The 18,229-nt window shown below is 69.6% G+C and carries 19 protein-coding genes; 11 read left to right on the forward strand and 8 right to left on the reverse strand.

The genetic code is table 11. The features are described from left to right. Nucleotides 1–30: 30 nt before the first annotated feature. Together QM591_RS05335 and QM591_RS05340 are read right to left on the reverse strand one after the other, a co-directional pair. On the reverse strand, nt 31–1,338 hold the full coding sequence (locus QM591_RS05335; RefSeq protein ID WP_415130347.1) for an MFS transporter: 1,308 nt from the start codon (nt 1,336–1,338) through the stop codon (nt 31–33). Beyond that, on the reverse strand, nt 1,338–1,559 hold the full coding sequence (locus QM591_RS05340) for a DUF167 domain-containing protein (RefSeq protein ID WP_415130349.1): 222 nt from the start codon (nt 1,557–1,559) through the stop codon (nt 1,338–1,340). Before QM591_RS05340 ends, QM591_RS05335 begins: the two co-directional genes overlap by 1 nt. A 156-nt stretch (nt 1,560–1,715) precedes the next feature. Between QM591_RS05340 and rpsO the strand changes: the two genes are divergently transcribed. The 4 genes from rpsO to QM591_RS05360 all read left to right on the forward strand — a co-directional run bounded on the left by rpsO (nt 1,716) and on the right by QM591_RS05360 (nt 5,590). Further along, on the forward strand, nt 1,716–1,985 hold the full coding sequence (gene rpsO, locus QM591_RS05345) for a 30S ribosomal protein S15 (RefSeq protein ID WP_067162967.1): 270 nt from the start codon (nt 1,716–1,718) through the stop codon (nt 1,983–1,985). Between the two features lie 162 nt (nt 1,986–2,147). Further along, entirely contained in the window at nt 2,148–3,566 is a 1,419-nt protein-coding gene (locus QM591_RS05350) for a polysaccharide deacetylase family protein (protein ID WP_415130351.1), read from the forward strand. 120 nt (nt 3,567–3,686) lie between these two features. Continuing rightward, a complete protein-coding gene (locus QM591_RS05355; protein WP_415130353.1) occupies nt 3,687–4,913 on the forward strand; it encodes an LLM class flavin-dependent oxidoreductase in 1,227 nt (408 codons plus the stop codon). After that, the gene (locus tag QM591_RS05360; RefSeq protein ID WP_415130355.1) at nt 4,910–5,590 is read left to right on the forward strand and encodes a CE1759 family FMN reductase; all 681 of its coding nucleotides are present in this window, start codon (nt 4,910–4,912) and stop codon (nt 5,588–5,590) included. The genes QM591_RS05355 and QM591_RS05360 overlap by 4 nt, the downstream gene beginning before the upstream one ends. Nucleotides 5,591–5,628: 38 nt before the next feature. Here the strand turns inward: QM591_RS05360 and QM591_RS05365 are convergent, their stop codons facing one another. Genes QM591_RS05365 through QM591_RS05375 form a run of 3 tightly spaced genes read right to left on the reverse strand, consistent with a single transcriptional unit; the run spans nt 5,629 to nt 8,323 of the window. Beyond that, the gene (locus QM591_RS05365) at nt 5,629–6,360 is read right to left on the reverse strand and encodes a gamma-glutamyl-gamma-aminobutyrate hydrolase family protein (protein WP_415130357.1); all 732 of its coding nucleotides are present in this window, start codon (nt 6,358–6,360) and stop codon (nt 5,629–5,631) included. Nucleotides 6,361–6,389: 29 nt separating this feature from the next. Beyond that, the gene (locus tag QM591_RS05370) at nt 6,390–7,061 is read right to left on the reverse strand and encodes a response regulator (RefSeq protein ID WP_415130359.1); all 672 of its coding nucleotides are present in this window, start codon (nt 7,059–7,061) and stop codon (nt 6,390–6,392) included. Then, nucleotides 7,058–8,323 carry an ATP-binding protein gene (locus tag QM591_RS05375; RefSeq protein ID WP_415130361.1) on the reverse strand — a complete coding sequence of 422 codons (1,266 nt, stop codon included), beginning with the start codon at nt 8,321–8,323 and terminating at the stop codon, nt 7,058–7,060. The genes QM591_RS05370 and QM591_RS05375 overlap by 4 nt, the downstream gene beginning before the upstream one ends. A 147-nt stretch (nt 8,324–8,470) precedes the next feature. Between QM591_RS05375 and QM591_RS05380 the strand changes: the two genes are divergently transcribed. Continuing rightward, entirely contained in the window at nt 8,471–9,919 is a 1,449-nt protein-coding gene (locus QM591_RS05380) for a cation:dicarboxylate symporter family transporter (RefSeq protein ID WP_415130363.1), read from the forward strand. Between the two features lie 68 nt (nt 9,920–9,987). On the opposite strand, the gene QM591_RS05385 is transcribed toward QM591_RS05380, so the two are convergent. Then, a complete protein-coding gene (locus tag QM591_RS05385) occupies nt 9,988–10,170 on the reverse strand; it encodes a DUF5302 domain-containing protein (protein ID WP_067162986.1) in 183 nt (60 codons plus the stop codon). A gap of 318 nt (nt 10,171–10,488) precedes the next feature. Between QM591_RS05385 and QM591_RS05390 the strand changes: the two genes are divergently transcribed. From QM591_RS05390 to QM591_RS05405, 4 genes are all read left to right on the forward strand, one after another. Next, nucleotides 10,489–12,768: a polyribonucleotide nucleotidyltransferase gene (locus QM591_RS05390; protein WP_415130365.1), complete on the forward strand. Its 2,280-nt coding sequence runs from the start codon at nt 10,489–10,491 to the stop codon at nt 12,766–12,768. 241 nt (nt 12,769–13,009) lie between these two features. Continuing rightward, the gene (locus QM591_RS05395; protein WP_415130488.1) at nt 13,010–14,029 is read left to right on the forward strand and encodes an aldo/keto reductase; all 1,020 of its coding nucleotides are present in this window, start codon (nt 13,010–13,012) and stop codon (nt 14,027–14,029) included. 76 nt (nt 14,030–14,105) lie between these two features. Then, nucleotides 14,106–14,705, forward strand: a complete 600-nt coding sequence (locus tag QM591_RS05400; protein WP_415130367.1) for a histidine phosphatase family protein — start codon at nt 14,106–14,108, stop codon at nt 14,703–14,705. A gap of 3 nt (nt 14,706–14,708) precedes the next feature. Continuing rightward, nucleotides 14,709–15,566, forward strand: coding sequence for a phosphotransferase (locus tag QM591_RS05405; RefSeq protein ID WP_415130369.1), 858 nt, complete (start codon nt 14,709–14,711; stop codon nt 15,564–15,566). Between the two features lie 33 nt (nt 15,567–15,599). Here the strand turns inward: QM591_RS05405 and QM591_RS05410 are convergent, their stop codons facing one another. Both QM591_RS05410 and QM591_RS05415 read right to left on the reverse strand, forming a co-directional pair. Beyond that, on the reverse strand, nt 15,600–16,373 hold the full coding sequence (locus tag QM591_RS05410) for a glycoside hydrolase family 16 protein (RefSeq protein WP_415130371.1): 774 nt from the start codon (nt 16,371–16,373) through the stop codon (nt 15,600–15,602). Between the two features lie 69 nt (nt 16,374–16,442). Further along, the gene (locus QM591_RS05415) at nt 16,443–16,913 is read right to left on the reverse strand and encodes a GNAT family N-acetyltransferase (protein WP_415130373.1); all 471 of its coding nucleotides are present in this window, start codon (nt 16,911–16,913) and stop codon (nt 16,443–16,445) included. 56 nt (nt 16,914–16,969) lie between these two features. Here QM591_RS05415 and dapB point away from each other — a divergent pair, with 56 nt between their 5' ends. Together dapB and QM591_RS05425 are read left to right on the forward strand one after the other, a co-directional pair. Next, nucleotides 16,970–17,782, forward strand: coding sequence for a 4-hydroxy-tetrahydrodipicolinate reductase (gene dapB / locus QM591_RS05420; RefSeq protein ID WP_415130375.1), 813 nt, complete (start codon nt 16,970–16,972; stop codon nt 17,780–17,782). Beyond that, the gene (locus tag QM591_RS05425) at nt 17,779–18,228 is read left to right on the forward strand and encodes a hypothetical protein (protein WP_415130377.1); all 450 of its coding nucleotides are present in this window, start codon (nt 17,779–17,781) and stop codon (nt 18,226–18,228) included. The genes dapB and QM591_RS05425 overlap by 4 nt, the downstream gene beginning before the upstream one ends. Nucleotide 18,229: the final 1 nt, after the last annotated feature.

The following is an 18,229-nucleotide window of genomic DNA, read 5'->3' on the forward strand; positions in this document are numbered from 1 at the left end:
AAGCGCGCGGCAACCCGTCCCGCGCACGACTCAGGGCTCGGGATGTTCGGCGTCGTACCGGCGGAATCGCGGGCTGAGCCGGACGGCCAGGACCACGATGCCGACGATCACCACCCCGCCGAGCAGCGGCGGCGCCCACAGCGCCGTGACCGTCGCGAGCGTTCCCGCGTACAGCGCCCCGACGCGCGGCCCGCCGGCGACCACGACGATGAAGATGCCCTGCAGTCGCCCCCGCATGGCGTCGGGGACCGCCGCCTGGACCATCGTGTTGCGGAAGATCGAGCTGACGTTGTCACAGGCGCCGGCCGCCGCGAGCGCAAGCATCGACAGCGTGATGACGACGAGGTTCGGGTGCCGCTCGTCCACGGGTCCGGTCGCGAAGGCTCCCGCCGCGCCGAGGACGAGCGTCGCACCGAACACGCCGATCGCGATGCCGTAGCCGATGATCGCGCGCTGGATGCCGAGGCCTTGGCGGCGAACCCGGGCGACGGGTCCCGAGAACACGCTCGAGAGGAACGCGCCCGCGGCGATCGAGGCGGTGAGCAGCCCCGTCGTGATCGGGCCTCCTCCGAGCAGCACTGCCCCGAGCGCCGGGAAGAGTGCGATGGGCTGGCCGAACGTCATCGCCACGATGTCGAGGAGGAACTGCAGGCGGATGTTGGAGGCGCGGCGGAGGAACCGCCACCCATCGCGGAGGGATGCCAGGCCGGGCCGGACGATCTCTCCTTCCGGGCGGATCGCCGGGAGCGCCCACAAACCCGCGAAGTTCGCGAGCATGAGGACGACGTCGATGGAGTAGGTCCACGCGTACCCGGCCAGCGCCACCAGGACGCCGGCGAGCGCGGGGCCTCCCATGACCATCAGGCCCATGGTGATCCCGCCGAGGGCGGAGGCGGCTGGCAGCAGCTCGCGCGGGAGCAGACGCGGGATGATCGATTGGCGCGCGGCCATGACGATCGAGTTCGCCGCCGAGTTGATCATGGTGAGGACGTACAGCCACCACACCGACTCGACGCCGCTCCAGGCCAGGACCGCGAGTCCCGCCGTCGAGGCGAAGGTGACCGAGGCGGCCAGGAGCGCCACGCGGCGGCGGTCGAACGCGTCGGCGAGCATTCCGCCGTACAGGCCGGCGAGGATCATCGGCACGAGTCCTGCCACGGCGATCATCGCCACGGCGAACGTCGACTCCGTCAGGGCGAACATGTGGAGCATGACGGCCACGACCGTCAGCTGGCCGCCCAGTCCCGCGAGCGTGGAGCCGATCCACATTCGGGTGAAGGCGGGGCTGGCGCGGAAGGGGCTGAGATCCAGGAAGGCGTCGCGACGCAGGCGCGCCATCAGTCGCCGACCTCGAGACGTTTGCGTCGCGAGGTGTGCCCGCGCACGATGGTCACCCGCCGCGGTGCGACGCCGAAGTGATCGGCCACGGCGCGGACGACACCCTCGTTGGCTGCTCCGTCCACCGCGCGCTCACGCACGTAGACGACGAGGACGTCGCCGCTGTCATCCACGAGGGGACCTTTCCGGCTTCCCGGTTTCACATGGACGTCGAGGTGCACCCCACGAGCCTACGGGCCGGCCGAGCGGGTGCGGCAGGCGCGGAGGTGGCCCGCTGACTGCTAGACTCTTCAGGTTGCCGTTCGATCGGCCGCGGATAAAGAGAGCTCACGCATGAGGCGTCGGGCGCCGCGCAACGAAGAGAGAGGGGATCACCTATGGCACTGGATGCAGAGGTCAAGAAGGCGATCATCGAAGAGTACGCGACGCACCCCGGTGACACCGGATCCCCCGAGGTGCAGGTCGCGATGCTGACGCAGCGCATCAAGGACCTGACCGAGCACCTCAAGGAGCACAAGCACGACCACCACTCGCGTCGTGGGCTGTTCCTGCTCGTCGGTCAGCGCCGTCGTCTCCTCGGCTACCTCCAGGACGTCGACATCGAGCGCTACCGTGCGCTGATCGAGCGTCTCGGGCTCCGCCGCTAAGGCATCGTCGCCAGCGTTCAATCGCTCCAAACTTCTTGAAGGCCGCTCCCTGGTGTGGGGGCGGCCTTCGTCGTTTCTCGGTGGCCGTGCGTTCGCTGAACATCGGTCGTCGCGCGCTGTGCCGTGTCGGGCGGCCGGGTGGGAGGCGGTTAGCCTCGAAGAGTGAGTGTGCGTCGCCCGTTGTTCGTGTTCGCCGCGGCGTTGTCCCTCCTCCTGACGGCGTGTGTGGCAGAGCCGGCCTCGGTCTCTCCGACCCCTCTTGCGTCGGAGACGGTCGCCGCTCTCCCGGAACGGCCCACGGTGGAGTTCCGGAGTGCAGACAGCGTGTCGATCCCGGGCCTGCGCACCGTCACCGACGGTGACAACGGGTCGCTGGTCTACACCGTGATCCCTCAGATCGAGGGGTACGACCGGCTGAACGAGCGGTTGCGGGACGTCCGCGAACAGGACACCCGCGATGTCGTGGACACCATCTCCGCCGGAGGGGCGGCCTCGCGAGGCTCGGTCAACGTGAGCTGGCGCACCCTCGGGTCTGCGCCCCGGATCGTGGGGTTCCTGATCTCCTCCATCGTCTCCCCGGGCGCCAGCACCGCGGTGCGCGAGCGCTCCGTCTGGTACGACGCGGCCGAAGACCGGCTGCTCGGGTGGCGCGACCTCGTCCGCCCGGAAGCCCATGATGCGGTGATCGACGACGTCCTCGCCCAGCTCCGGCGCTACGTTACCCAGCCCGATGTGGCGAGTGCACAGGACATCCTCCGTTCCGGCGACCCGGCGGTCGGGTTCACGGCCACGGGCGATCTCGTCCTCCAGTTCGACGAGTACGACGTCGCGGCCGGCGCGGAGGGCGCTCCCGCGTTCGCCGTATCGGTGCCGGAGTCGTCGCTGACGGGGTCGGGGAAGGCCGCTCGTGAGGCGACCCTGCGGCCGCAGCCGCTCGAAGCGGCGCCGGAGCCGCCTCCGGTGCCGGAGAGGGTCGACTGCCGTATCGCCAAGTGCGTGGCGCTGACCTTCGACGACGGTCCGTCCGGGCGGACCACGCCGCGACTCCTCGACCTTCTCGAGCGCGAGGACGTCCGCGCGACCTTCTTCGTGCTCGGAACGCAGGCGCAGGCGTATCCGAAGATCCTTCGTCGGATCGCCGCGGACGGACACGAGATCGGCAATCACAGCTGGTCGCACCCCGATCTCACCAGGCTCGACCCGGAGGATGCCCTCTCGCAGATGCGGCGGACGTCCCGCGCGATCGAGAAGGCCACGGGTCGCGCCCCCGACCTCCTGCGTCCCCCGTACGGCGCCCGCGACAAGAAGCTGGATGCGCTGGCGCGGGAAGACGGATACGCCGAGGTGCTGTGGAGCATCGATACCCGTGACTGGGAGAACCACTCGCCCAAGAAGATCATCGCTGCCGCCAAGAAGGCCAAACGGGGAGCGATCATCCTCATGCACGACATCCACGCCGACACGGTCGACGCGGTTCCCGGCGTCATCGCGGCGCTGCGGAAGAAGGGCTTCACCCTGGTGACCGTGAGCGACCTGCTCGGAACCACCCATGCGGGCAAGCGGTACTACGGCCGGTACTGAGCACCGTCGCCGCTGCCGTCGAGGGGGAGCGCGACCTCGGGAATACTGTGGACGCCGTCGTGTTGCATCAGATACATTCATCTGCATGAAACGGACGCGATGCGTCCAGAGAGTGGAACCATGAGCGAGAACACCCCCGACGCCTCGGGAATGCAGTTCGGAATCTTCACCGTCAGCGACATCACGCAGGATCCCACGACGGGGCACACGCCGAGCGAGGCCGAGCGGATCAAGGCCACCGTCGAGATCGCGAAGCACGCCGAGGCCGTGGGCCTGGACGTCTTCGCCCTCGGGGAGCACCACAACCCGCCGTTCTGGTCGAGCTCTCCCACCACGACCCTCGCCTACATCGCCGCGCAGACCGAGCGCCTCGTGCTCTCCACGGCGACCACGCTCATCACGACGAATGATCCGGTGAAGATCGCCGAGGATTACGCGATGCTCCAGCACGTGTCCGGCGGACGCATGGATCTCATGCTCGGCCGTGGCAACACCGGGCCGGTCTACCCGTGGTTCGGGAAGGACATCCGGCAGGGTCTGCCCCTGTCGGTGGAGAACTACGCGCTCCTCCACAAGCTCTGGCACGAGGACGTCGTGGATTGGGAGGGCAAGTTCCGCACATCGCTGCAGGGCTTCACCTCCACTCCGCGCCCGCTCGACGGCGTCGCACCGTTCGTCTGGCACGGGTCCATCCGGACTCCGGAGATCGCAGAGCAGGCCGCCTACTACGGCGACGGCTTCTTCGCCAACAACATCTTCTGGCCGGCCGAGCACTACCAGCGCCTCATCGCCCTCTACCGCCAGCGCTGGGAACACTACGGCCACGGCGCGCCGGAGACGGCGATCGTGGGCTTGGGCGGTCAGGCGTTCATGGCCAAGAACTCGCAGGATGCCGTGTCGCAGTTCCGCCCGTACTTCGACAACGCCCCGGTGTACGGGCACGGTCCCTCGCTCGAGGACTTCTCCGAGATGACTCCGCTCACCGTCGGCTCGCCGCAGCAGGTGATCGATCGCTACGCCGGGATGCGGGAACTCTTCGGCGACTACCAGCGCCAGCTCTTCCTCGTCGACCACGCCGGGCTCCCGCTCAAGACGGTGCTCGAGCAGCTCGACTTCCTCGGCGGCGAGGTGGTCCCGGCTCTGCGCCGGGAGTTCGCCAAGGATCGCCCTGCCGCCGTCCCCGACGCCCCCACCCACGCAGCGCGCGTGCGGGCGCTGTACGGTGATGGCCCGGTACGGGAAGCCCGGCCTCGCGCGAACCGCGGTGACAACCTCAGCGGTCCCTCGCCGTACCAGGACACGCCCGCCCCGGCAGGTGCCGCGTTCGGTCTGGGCGGCGCCCGATGAGCGCGCAGACCACGCCGCAGGCGCGGCGCATCGCGGTGATCTCGGCCGGACTGTCCAATCCCTCATCGACGAGAATGCTCGCCGACCGTCTCGCGGCCGCCACCCTCAAGGCGCTGTCGGAGACGACGGGGCCTGACGGCGCGGCCGTGGAAGCCGTCGTCGACACGATCGAGCTGCGTGATCTCGCCCACGACATCACGAACAACCTGCTCACCGGGTTCGCGCCGCCGGCACTGGAGTCGGCCGTCAACGCGGTCGTCTCGGCGGATGCCGTCATCGCGGTCACGCCGATCTTCTCCACGAGCTACTCGGGGCTGTTCAAGTCGTTCATCGACGTGCTCGACCCCGACGCCCTCACCGGCACGCCCGTGCTGATCGGCGCCAACGCCGGAACCGCTCGGCATTCCCTGGCGATCGACTATGCGATCCGGCCACTGTTCACCTACCTCCACGCGGAGCCGGTGTCCACCGGGGTGTTCGCGGCGTCGAGCGATTGGGGAGCGGCCGCCGACGAGGTCGCCCCGCTCGCGTCGCGCGTGGAGCGTGGAGCCCGGGAGCTCGCCGAAGCGATCGCCCGTCGCCCTCCCGCCACCGCGTCCGATCCGTTCGATCCCGCGAGCTACTTGGGTGAAGGGCGATCGTTCGGGCACCTGCTGGGCGGGCTCGCCGGAGAGTGAGCCTCACCGCGTGAGCACGCCGGGATGACCGGGGCCGCTCAGGAGGCGATCCCGGTCATGCGGTGTGCGTGCACGAGGTCGGCGAAGACGACGAAGGGGGCAGCGGCCACGGCCGGCGCCGTTCCCTCCGCCTCGGGGTGCCATTGGACGGCGAGCACCGGCGCGGACGCATGCTCGATCGCCTCGATCACGCCGTCCTGGGCGACGGCCACGACATTCAGGCCTTCTCCCAGTTCGCCGATGGCCTGATGGTGCCCCGAAGCGACCGACACGAGCTCCGCGGACAGTTCCGCGCGCAGGCGTGAGTGAGCGGCCAGCGCCACATCGTGCCAGCTCCAGGCCAGTAGTCCCCCCTCCGACCGCCCCGAGGGCACGTGGGCGACGCCGGAGGGAGCGAGATCCTCGATCAACGTTCCGCCGAGTGCCACATTGATGACCTGAAGCCCCCGGCACACCCCCAGCACGGGAAGCCCGCGGTCGAGGGCGTCCTGGAGGATCGCGAGGTCGAGGGCGTCTTGATCGGCGTTCACGTCGTAGCAGGCAGACGTGCGGTCGCCGCCGTAGCGAGCCGGGTCGATGTCGCCGCCACCAGGCAGGACGAGCCCGTCGAAGCCCTCGAGGTCGGGGCGGCGCACCACGACCACGTCCAGATCCTCGGCGCGCACGAGCTCGGCGACGTCGTCGAAGATCGCATTGGCGAGACCCACACGTGCATCGGCACCGTCGGCCTCGGACAGTCGGGCGGGCATGGCGATCCGGGGTGCAGTCACCTCCCCATTGTGGGGGATGCCCGCGTGGCTCAGCGCCAGCGATACTCCGTCTCGGGGCGGCCTTGGCCGCCGTGTCGTGCGGCTCGTTCCACCCTTCCCGACGCGGCGAGGTGCTCGAGATAACGGCGCGCCGACACTCGCGAGATGCCCAGGCGCGCGGCGGTCTCCGACGCCGAGAGGGGACCCGCGTCGCGCACGGCGGAGGTGACGCGGGCGAGGGTGTCGACCGAGAGGCCCTTCGGCACGCGGATCGTCCCGGTGGCACGCGAGGCGGACAGGAGAGCGTCGATCTCCTCCTGCGTGGAGGGACCGGAGGAGAGCCGTGAGCGCGCGTGATACTCGGCGTACTGCTCCAGACGCTCCCGGAAGACACCGAACGTCACCGGCTTGACGAGATACTGCGCGACGCCGAGTCCCACGGTCTGCCGGACCGCGTCGGCGTCGCGCACGCCCGTCACCGCGATCACGTCGACGGTGCTCCCTCGAGCCCGCACGTGCCTGAGCACGTCCAGTCCGGTTCCGTCCGGCATCGTCATATCCAGCAGGACGAGGTCGACTCGGGGGCCGTCCAGGAGAGCGGTCACGGCGGCGCGCGCCCCGGTGCACTCGCCGACCACGCGGAACCCCTCGAGTCGCTCCAGGTAGTGCCGGTGCAGTTCCAGGGTCAGGGCCTCGTCGTCGACGAGGAGGACGTCGATCACGGTGCCTCCGCCGGCAGGACCACCCGGAAGGTGGTGGGCGTGTCCGGAAGGATCTCCAGGGTGCCGCCGGCGCTCTCGACCACCGATCGCGCCAGGGCGAGGCCCACGCCTCGACCCTCGACGCCGGCCGGCTTCGTCGAGAAGCCGCGCTCGAACACGCGCTCCCTGAGTGCTTCGGGAACACCGGACCCGCTGTCGACGACCTCCACGATCAGGTCGTCGTCGATCCCTCGGTCCAGCCGCACTCGCACCCACCGCGGCGCCGGGGCGCTCGCCGCCGCATCCAGCGCGTTGTCGAGCAGATTCCCGACCAGAGCGACCTGGTCGACCGGTGCGAGCACGGAGGCGGGGGCGTCGGGAGCGATCTCGACGACCAGATCGATGCCCCGCTCGGCCGCTTGCGCTGTCTTGCCGAGGAGGAGCGCTCCGACGGTCGCATCGCCCGCGGTACGCGCCGCCACCCGGTCGACGAGCGACTGGCTCTGCTGCGCCGACGCGCTCAGCAGTTCGATCGCCTCGTCGGTCCGTCCGAGCTCCAGCAGGGCGACCGCGGCGTGCAGCCGGTTGCCGTGCTCGTGCGTCTGTGCGCGCAAGGCGTCGCCGAGTGTGCGCAGGGACTCCGCGGACGCAAGGGTGTCGCGGATGGCGCCGGCGGGAAGGTCGCCGGCCACTCGACGAGTGAAGCGCCGCGCGAGGACGGCGCCGACGATCCCGGCGGACACCAGCGCCGCCCCGATCCCGCCCGCGGCCGCGAGGCGCGGCAGCACCGACGCGGCGACGGTGTCGACGGTGACACCCACCGAGACCCAGCCGCGCAGGATGCCGTCGGCCTCCACGGGGACGATCGTTCGCAGAGAGGGTCCCAAGGTGCCCGTGAACTGCTCGGTCAGCATCTCCGGTCGTGGCGGGATGCTGCCGAGGTAGCGTCGCCCGATCTCGTCGGGATCCCGGTGGGTGATCCTGATGCCGTCGACGTCCATGACGGTGACGAAGTCGACCCGCGCGTCGGCCATGACCTCGGAGGCGAACGGCTGCAGCCGCGCCGAGGCGCTGTCACGATCCTCCGCGAGCGCCCCCACCACCTCGGGAGCGTGCGCGATCGTCTGAGCCACCGCCTGGGTGACCCGCTCGGCTTCGGCGCGGGCGGATCGCTGACTCTCCAGGAGCAGGATTCCCGCAGTGAGGAGGGCCACCACGGACATGGTCGCGACGAGCGCGAGGAACACCTGCGACGCAGCGCTGCGTCCGCGATCCCCGGCCATGCCTCTCCCTTGCGACTGCTCGGCATCGATTCGTGTGCGACCAATACGACCACAAATCGACGTGCGGAGGGGAGGAGGCGACGCTGATCGGACCGACACCGACGGCGGTGTCGCCGAACAACGACCGTTCACCCCACGGAGGCACACATGGCCCTCACCAACTCCTTCCGGCTTCCCGGCTACAACTGGCGCCGCGGCAAGCAGGCTTGGGACAAGCACACCTGGCTCTATGTCTCGGTGATCCTCGCGGTCATCCTCGGAGCCACCGTCGGCCTCGTCTGGCCCGAGTTCGCGGTCGGCCTGGAACCCTTGGGAAAGGGGTTCGTGAGCCTCATCAAGATGATGATCGCGCCGATCATCTTCTGCACGATCGTGGTGGGCGTGGGGTCGATCGCCAAAGCGGCCACCGTCGGCAAGATCGGCGGGCTCGCGCTCGGGTACTTCATGGTCATGTCCACGTTCGCGCTCGCGATCGGTCTCGTCGTCGGCAACATCATCCACCCCGGTGAGGGACTGAACATGCAGTCGGCCACGTACGATGCCGATTCGCTGGGCGAGGCCAAGACCACCACCGAGTTCGTGCTCGGCATCATCCCGGCGACGTTCTTCTCGGCCTTCACGGGGGAGAGCGTGCTGCAGGTGCTCTTCATCGCCCTTCTGGTCGGCTTCGCGCTGCAGGGGCTGGGCCGCAAGGGCGAGCCGATCATGTTCGCGGTGAAGCAGCTGCAGACGCTCGTCTTCCGCATCCTCGGGATGATCCTGTGGCTCGCCCCGATCGGCGCCTTCGGAGCGATCGCCGCCGTGGTCGGCAAGACGGGCGTCTCGGCGATCGTCAGCCTCAGCATCCTGATGGTGGCCTTCTACATCACGTGCATCGTCTTCATCGTCGGAGTCCTCGGCACCCTGCTGTGGCTCGTGGCGAGGATCAACATCTTCAGCCTCATGAAGTACCTCGCCCGTGAGTACCTCTTGATCGTCGGCACCTCTTCCAGCGAGTCGGCGCTTCCGCGACTGATCGCCAAGATGGAGCACGTGGGGGTCTCCAAGCCGGTCGTGGGCATCACGGTGCCCACCGGCTACTCGTTCAACCTCGACGGAACGGCCATCTACCTCACGATGGCGTCGCTGTTCATCGCCGCGGGGATGGGAGCGCCCATGTCGATCCCCGAGCAGATCGGGCTTCTGGTCTTCATGATCATCGCGAGCAAGGGCGCCGCCGGCGTGACGGGGGCGGGACTGGCGACCCTCGCCGCCGGCCTCCAGGCCTACCGGCCCGACCTCGTCAACGGTGTGGGGGTGATCGTCGGCATCGACCGATTCATGTCGGAGGGACGGGCGCTCACCAACTTCACCGGAAACGCCGTCGCCACGATGCTCATCGGCACCTGGACCAAGCAGTTCGACCGGGAGCGGGCCCTGGCGGTGCTCTCCGGCCGCGCTCCCTTCGACGAGTCGACGCTCTCCGGCGACCACCACGACGGGATGTCGACCGACACGGATGCCGTGAACACGCAGGAACTGGAGGGCGCCGCGCTCGAAGAGGCGTCTCTCAAGCAGGAGCGCGCACGGCGCCGCGCCGCGGGGGAGGCCGGGTAGCCAGCCCCGAACACAGACGATGGCCCGGGGGTCGCAAGCGTCCCCGGGCCATCGTCCGTGCGTGCGGCTCAGCCGCTCTTTCGGCGGAACTCGCGCTTGGTGACGGCGGCGTGCGTGCCGTGCACCGCGGAGTCGCCGTCGAGATGCGCCTCGCCGCTGCGCTGCTGGGCGTTCTTCTTGTCCAGCGCCTCCTTGAACTTGCGCTTCAGGTCGTCGGACGCCGCGGACGCGGCGGTGTCGTCAGTGCTCATGCCCCCACGATACGCAGGGGAGGGGGCGACTGGTAGGCTGACGGGGGCTGCCTTCGTGCTGCCCGTGCATCTGCGCTGCGCAGTGCACGATCGCAACTACACATCGAGTTCTCAACATCCCCGTTGAGACCCTGGAGCAGGCCGGCAGGAAGCTGGTCCCCTGTGGTGGGTTCCCGTCTCGCACGGTGGCTTTCTACTGGTGGCCAGTGCTGACGATACCGCGGCATGTCGCGCGTCGAGATCTGCCTGTTCCTGCTCCTTCGCACGATCTCGTGCGCGAAACGCGCGTGCGAGTCTAAACAAAGAAGGAGAGACCTCTTGGAAGGTCCTGAAATCACCGCCGCCGAAGCCGTCCTCGACAACGGACGCTTCGGCACCCGCACCATCCGGTTCGAAACCGGTCGGCTGGCCCAGCAGGCGCAGGGCGCCGTGGCCGCGTACCTCGACGAAGAGACGATGCTCCTGTCGGCCACCAGCGCCGGCAAGCACCCGCGCGAAGGGTTCGACTTCTTCCCGCTGACCGTCGACGTCGAGGAGCGCTCGTACGCCGCAGGCAAGATCCCCGGCTCGTTCTTCCGCCGTGAGGGTCGCCCCTCCACCGAGGCGATCCTCGTCTGCCGTCTCATCGACCGTCCGCTGCGCCCGTCGTTCGTCGACGGACTCCGCAACGAGGTCCAGATCGTCGTCACCGTGCTCTCGATCGCTCCGGGCGAGTTCTACGACGCCCTCGCGATCAACGCCGCGTCGCTGTCGACCCAGATCTCCGGCCTGCCGTTCTCCGGCCCCATCGCCGGCGTGCGCCTCGCGCTCATCCCGGGCCACGGCGAGCACACCGACCAGTGGGTCGCGTTCCCCACCGTGACCCAGCTCGAGGAGGCCGTCTTCGACCTCATCGTCGCCGGTCGGGTTCTGCCCGACGGTGACGTCGCGATCATGATGGTCGAGGCCGAGGCCACCGAGCACAGCTGGAACCTCATCAAGGCCGGCGCCGTCAAGCCCAGCGAGGAGATCGTCGCCCAAGGCCTCGAGGCCGCCAAGCCCTTCATCAAGGAGCTGGTCGCCGCGCAGAACGTCGTGGCGAACACCGCCGCGAAGGAGATCCAGCCCTACCCGGTCTTCCCCGCCTACAGCCAGGAGGTCTACGACTTCGTCGCGGGCCGGGCGTACGACCAGCTCGTGCCGGTGTACCAGATCGCCGACAAGCAGGAGCGCCAGAACGCCGACGACGCCATCAAGGAGGCCGTCAAGGCCGAGCTGCTCGCCGCCGTCGAGGCGGGCGAGCTTCCGGCCGTCGCGACCTTGGAGTTCTCCGCCGCGTACAAGTCGGTCACGAAGCTCATCGTCCGCAGCCGCATCCTCACGGAGGGTGTGCGCATCGACGGTCGAGGACTTGCCGACATCCGTCCGCTCGACGCGGAGGTGCAGGTCATCCCGCGCGTCCACGGCTCGGCGATCTTCCAGCGCGGTGAGACCCAGATCTTGGGCGTCACGACGCTGAACATGCTCAAGATGGAGCAGCAGATCGACTCGCTGTCGCCCGTGACGAGCAAGCGCTACATGCACCACTACAACTTCCCGCCCTACTCGACCGGTGAGACCGGCCGAGTCGGCAGCCCGAAGCGTCGCGAGATCGGGCACGGCTTCCTGGCTGAGCGCGCGCTCGTGCCGGTGCTGCCCAGCCGCGAGGAGTTCCCCTACGCGATCCGTCAGGTCTCCGAGGCTCTCGGCTCCAACGGCTCGACGTCGATGGGCTCCGTATGCGCCTCGACCCTGTCGCTCCTGAACGCGGGTGTGCCGCTGCGCGCCCCCGTCGCCGGCATCGCGATGGGACTCGTCTCCGACCAGGTCGACGGCCAGACGCGCTACGCGGCGCTCACCGACATCCTGGGAGCCGAGGACGCCCTGGGCGACATGGATTTCAAGGTCGCCGGAACGAGCGAGTTCGTCACCGCGATCCAGCTCGACACGAAGCTCGACGGCATCCCGTCGTCTGTGCTGTCGGCCGCGCTGACCCAGGCCAAGGAAGCGCGCCTCACGATCCTGAACGTCCTGAACGCCGCGATCGACGGTCCCGACGAGATGGCGCCGACCGCCCCCCGCGTGATCAGCGTGCAGATCCCCGTCGACAAGATCGGTGAGCTCATCGGGCCCAAGGGCAAGACGATCAACGCCATCCAGGACGAGACCGGCGCGCAGATCTCCATCGAGGAGGACGGCACCGTCTACATCGGCGCGACCGACGGCCCGTCGGCAGAGGCCGCCCGTGCGCAGGTCAACGCGATCGCCAACCCCACCAACCCGGAGGTCGGCGAGCAGTTCCTGGGCACCGTCGTGAAGATCGCGACGTTCGGCGCGTTCATCTCGCTCCTTCCCGGCAAGGACGGCCTCCTGCACGTCAGCGAGGTCCGCAAGCTCGCCGGCGGCAAGCGCGTCGAGAACGTCGAGGACGTCCTCGGTGTGGGCCAGAAGCTGCTGGTGCGCATCACCAAGATCGACGACCGCGGCAAGCTGTCGCTCGAGCCGGTGCTCGAGGAGGCCGCAGACCAGGAGGGTCGCGCCGCCGCGAGCGAGGGGCCCGAGGCTCCCGCAGAGGGCTGATTCCACCGCTGACCGATGCCCGTCCCTCCTCACCGAGGGGCGGGCATCCGTCGTCTCGGCGGCGGCGGAAAGCGTTATGGAATGTTTACCGCCCGTTCGCCGCAATGAGCGGAAGCCTCGTGCGCCTGGCTTACTCTCGGAGGTAACGCATCCGGGGATGCGTGAACATCCGGGATTCCGCGGCTCGTCGGGCATCTCGCGCGCACCACGGGTCTCCACGAGGACGAAGGGGGTGCGCGACATGGGCTTCTTCGGAGCGGGGTCCACACCTGCCGTCACGGCACCGTCTGCCACGCACCCGTCGGCACCCATCCCCGTGCAGGGGCCGGGAATCGGCCAGGGCCTGCGCGTCCCGCTCGGTGAGAGCGGCCTCCATGTCTTTCCGCTCTTTCTCGGCGGGAGCGAGTTCGGCTGGCACGTCGACTCCGGCGCCGCCCACGAGATCCTCGACGCCTATTCCGAACGCGGCGGGAACGCCCTCAACACGGCCGACGGCTACAGTTCCGGGCGCAGCGAGCACATCATCGGGCAGTGGATGAGCACACGCGGGGTGCGCGACGACGTCGTCCTGGGGGTCCGCGTCGGCACGGATCCCGACCACCCCGGGCTCGGCCCCGTCAACCTCATCCGGTCCGTCGAGGCGTCGCTCACGAGACTTCAGACTGATCGCATCGACCTGCTCTACCTCGACGCCACATCCGATTCCGCCACGCGCCTCGAGGACACCCTCGCGACGGCGGAGTGGCTCGTCGAATCGGGAAAGGTCCGCTCGGTCGGCTCGTTCGGTCATACGGCGTCACAGCTGGTGGAGGCTCGCATCATGTCCTCCGCCGGCTACCCGCGGATGACCGTGCTGGACGTGCCGTACAACATCCTGCGCACCCGCGAGTTCGACGGCGACCTGCGACTGGTCGCCGGTGCCCAGGGGATCGCCGTCACGTCGTCGCAACCCCTCGAGCACGGTTACCTCACGGGTGCTCACCGCTCGCGCGAGCGAGTCGGCAGTTCCGTGCGCGGCGTGCAGCTGGCCGCCGCGATGAACCGGCGAGGAGCGCGGACCCTGCGCGTCCTCGATCGCATCGGCGAGGAGCTTTCCGTTCCTCCGGCAGCGGTGGCGATCGCATGGCTCCTCGCGCAACGAGTGATCGTCGCGCCCATCGTGAACGTCTTCGCCGTCGCGCACGTCGAGGAGATGATGCAGGGGGTCGGCGTGCGGCTCAGTCGCACCCACCTGGCCGAGATCGCTCGCGCATCCGAGTGACGCGTCCGCCCGGGATGGTGTCGGGGCCGTGACGTAGGGTGGAGGAACCCCCGCCCCGTTCGGAATCGAGACTCACGTGACGCGCTATCTCTACCTGGTGCGCCATGGCGAACACCTCGACGCCGAGCACGGGCTCGAAGACGGACCCCTGTCGCCGCGGGGGCGACGGCAGGCCGAGTTGCTGGCTGACCGCCTGTCCGCGGTCCCGCTGTCCGCAGTGCGTCATTCGCCGCTCGAGCGCGCAGCCGAGACGGCTCGCGCGGTCGCCCACCGTCTTCCGTCGGTCTCGCCGGAGCCGTCGGCACTCTTGTTCGACTGCGTTCCGACAGCGATGACCCCCGACACCCCCGCCGTCTACGAACCGTTCTTCGGCGGGGTGACCGATGCGGAGTCCGAGGCCGGGGCCGCGCAGATGGCCGATGCGGTCGACGAGTTCCTCGTCCGCAAGTGGAGTGGACACGAACTGCTCATCACGCACAACTTCGTCATCGCGTGGTTCGTGCGGGAGGTGCTCGACGCGCCCGCCTGGCGGTGGCTCACCCTGACGCAGGCCCACTGCGGCCTCACGGTGCTGTCCCAACGCCCCGGCCGACCCTGGACGGTCGTCTCGCACAACGACCTCGCACACCTCCCGATGGAACTGCGCACCGGGCTCCACGAGACCCCCTTGGTCTGAACGATGGCAGAACCGGCCGCCGAGGTCCGGCTGGCGGCGCATGACGTCCGCCGTCTCGTGGACGAGCAGCACCCGTCGTTCGTCGGCAAGGTGCGTCTGTTCTCCCACGGCTGGGACAACGATCTCTTCCGGCTCGGCGACGACTGGGCGGTGCGGCTTCCGCGGCGCAGGGCCGCCGCCGACCTGATCCTCCACGAGCAGCGGTGGCTGCCGGAGCTCTCGGGGCGGCTGCCCGTTCCCACGCCCGTACCTGTCGCGGTCGGTCTTCCGACTGCGCAGTTCCCGTGGCGTTGGAGCATCGTGCCGTGGCTGCCCGGTTCCCGACTGGCCGACCTCTCACCGGGGGAGCGCGATGACGCGGCCGATGACGTCGCGGCGGCGCTCGCGGCGCTCCACACGCCGGCCCCGGCAGAGGCGCCCCGAAGCCCCCATCGCGGAATCGCCCTCCACGAACGTGACGCGGGGACACGCGAGCTCCTCGCGGGCGACCCGGAGCTGCTCGATCTCTGGCGTGTCGGCGTGGCGGCGGAGCCCTGGCGCGGCGCCCCGGTGTGGGTGCACGGCGATGTCCACCCCGGGAATCTCCTCGTCGCCGAAGGACGCTTGAGCGCCGTCCTCGACTTCGGCGATGTCTGCGCCGGCGACCCCGCGTGCGACCTGGCGATCGCATGGACGGCGTTCACCCCGCTCGGGCGTGCCCGGATGCGAGCCGCGCTGGGTGACCGGTACGACGCCGCGATCTGGACGCGCGCGGCGGCATGGGCGGCACTGTTCGCGGCGCTCCTCGCGGGCACGCGTGATCCGGCATTTCGCGAGGTCGCCGCGCATTCCCGCGCCGAGCTCGTTCGAGAGCTAGCCTGAGAGCGGACTGCCCCCGGGCTGATCTCGTCGCGATCAACCCCACGCCCGGACCCGATGGATGGTGGCTGCCTTCGGGTAGCTCCCGCGTCGGGGCCCGATCTCGAAGAGATCGATCATGAGCAACAGCGGGTAATCGGGTGCCTGGTCGAGGCGTCTGAGCACGCGGCCCTCGCATCCGATCACGGTCTCGCCCTCTCCCCACGCCACGGTCCAGGTGTGCGGGGCGGAGGCGTCGAGGGGGATCCTGATCTCAGCCATGTCGGTACGCAGACCGGGGTCGTGGTGCGCCTTGATACCCGTGCGAGCCAGGGTGGTCGCCCCAATCGTCTCCGCGTCGATCTCGAAGATGCAGATCTCGCCCGATTCGTTCGGCGACCGGTGCTCGGTCCCCACGAGCCACGCCGCGACCATGCAGCCCGGGGCGCGGCTGGCAGACAGAGTGATCTCGACGCGTCCTTGCGACGGAGCGAACAGCAGTTCGAGAGGTGTCTCGGTACGCACGCGCAGATCGTCGCGATGACGATGCGTTCCGGCGGCCGACCCGACAGGGCCGGAGAAGAGCCCCGTTTGAAGGTTCGAGACGCGCAACGGCGCGTCTTCCTGGCGCCAGTCCGGCTGGTCGGCCTCGATGCGCAGTTCGATTCCCTGCTCCGTGATCCGATAGCGGGCCGCCGCCCGGTCGGCCGTCGTCCAGTGCGGCAGGTAGCCTGCGACCCACCTCGCCGGGTCCAGCCCGCCGCGGAAGTCGTCATCGAGGGCGGCCGGTCGGTGGGGCTCGCCGGGAAAGGCTCGGGTCGGGAAGGTCATGCCGCATGATGGCACGACCCGCCGACGCCGCCTCCGGCACGTCCGTGCGGGCCTCAGCCGCCCGCCGCGTCAGAGAACCTTCCCTAGCCACACCGTCGCGTTGGGGTTGTCGTTGTACGCATCGATCGGCGCATAGCCGTGGGCGGTGTAGAGCGAGCCGGCGGCGGCGAGGGTGTGGTGCGTGTCGAGCACCATCTCCGCCGCGCCCCACTCGCGGGCCTGATCCTCCAGTGCCGTCAGCAGGAGGTGTCCCCAGCCGCGACCGCGGGTCTGTGGCTGCAGATAGAGGTGCTTGACCTCGTAACGCGCTCCGTGCGTGGCATCGGCCAACCGTCGGATGCCGCCGCATCCGACGTCGTTCTCCTCGTCATCGGTGACCACGAGGAACACGCCCGCCGGGGGAGTGAACGCCGCAGCATCGGGGAACGTGGGTCGGTAGGTCTGCCCCGCGGGGAAGGTCTCCCCACGCATGCCGAAGTACTCGGTCAAGAGGGTGCGCGATCGCGCGTCGTCGGCGGGAAGCTGTTCCAGACTCACCATGACATCGAGGCTACCGGCGACGCGCGTCGCGTCGGGCTCGCCGTAGGGTGGGAGGCATGACGACGAGAGTCGCCCTCGTGGGCGGAACGGGAAAACTCGGGGCCATCATCCACGAGGTCATCGACGACAGCGACGACTTCGAGGTGACGGCCGTTCTGGGCTCATCCAGCGACCTCTCGGAGATCGACGGGACAGACCTCGTCGTCGACGCGTCCACGCCGGCCGTCTCCATCGACGTCGTCCGGTCCGCGATCGAGCGCGGGCTGAACGTGCTGGTCGGCACGTCCGGCTGGTCGGCGGAGAGGATCGCAGCCATCCGCCCCCTGGTCGAGGCGGCGGGGACCGGCGCCGTCTTCATCCCCAACTTCTCGCTCGGATCGGTACTGGGATCGGCGCTCGCCGCTGCGGCGGCGCCGTTCTTCCCCTCGATCGAGATCGTCGAGGCTCACCGCGAGACCAAGGTCGATTCGCCGAGCGGCACCGCAGTGCGGACGGCGGAACTGATCGCGGCCGCGCGCACCGAGGCCGGCCCGGTCGAGTCGCCGCACGTGGACCAGCGAGCCCGCGGCCAGCAGGTCGCGAGCGTGCCGATCCACTCGCTACGCCGACCGGGGGTGGTCGCCCGGCAGGAGACCGTGCTGTCCGGCGCGGGAGAGACCCTGTCGATCATCCATGACACGGTCGATCCGGCGCGGGCATACGCGCCCGGCATCCGGGTGGCTCTGCAGGCGGCGCGCGACGCCCGTGGCGTCGTCATCGGACTCGACAGCTTCATCGACATCGGGCTGCGCGCGCCACGCTCCCGTCCCGCCGCTCCGGTCGACGAAGGCGATGTTCCCGGGCAGGTGGCCCGGACCACCGGCGCATGAGCACACGCATCGGCGTCGCCGTGATGGCGGTGCTCCTGGCCGTCTACATCGCGTTGGCGGGACAGCGGGCGTGGGTGCTGCTGACCGCGAAGGAGCCGGTCGCCGTCGCGATGGGGGCAGCCCTCGTTCTGCTTCCGATCCTGGGCGCGTGGGCGCTGGTCCGGGAGCTGCGTTTCGGCTGGCGCGCCGCCGCGCTCGGCCGGCGTCTGGAAGCGGAGGGCGCTCTCCCCGACGAGGAGATCCGCGTGCGTGCGAGCGGTCGTCCGCTTCGCGACGAAGCGGACGCGCTCTTTCCCGCGTACCGTGCCGAGGTGGAGGCCCACCCCGACGATTGGCGAGCGTGGTTCCGTCTCGCGCTCGTCTACGACGGTGCGGGCGATCGCACACGCGCCCGACAGGCCGCCCGCCGTGCGATCGCGCTGGAGCGCGCCGCATCACACGGCTGAG

Source organism: Microbacterium sp. (assembly GCF_047607225.1).
Taxonomy (GTDB): domain Bacteria; phylum Actinomycetota; class Actinomycetes; order Actinomycetales; family Microbacteriaceae; genus Microbacterium.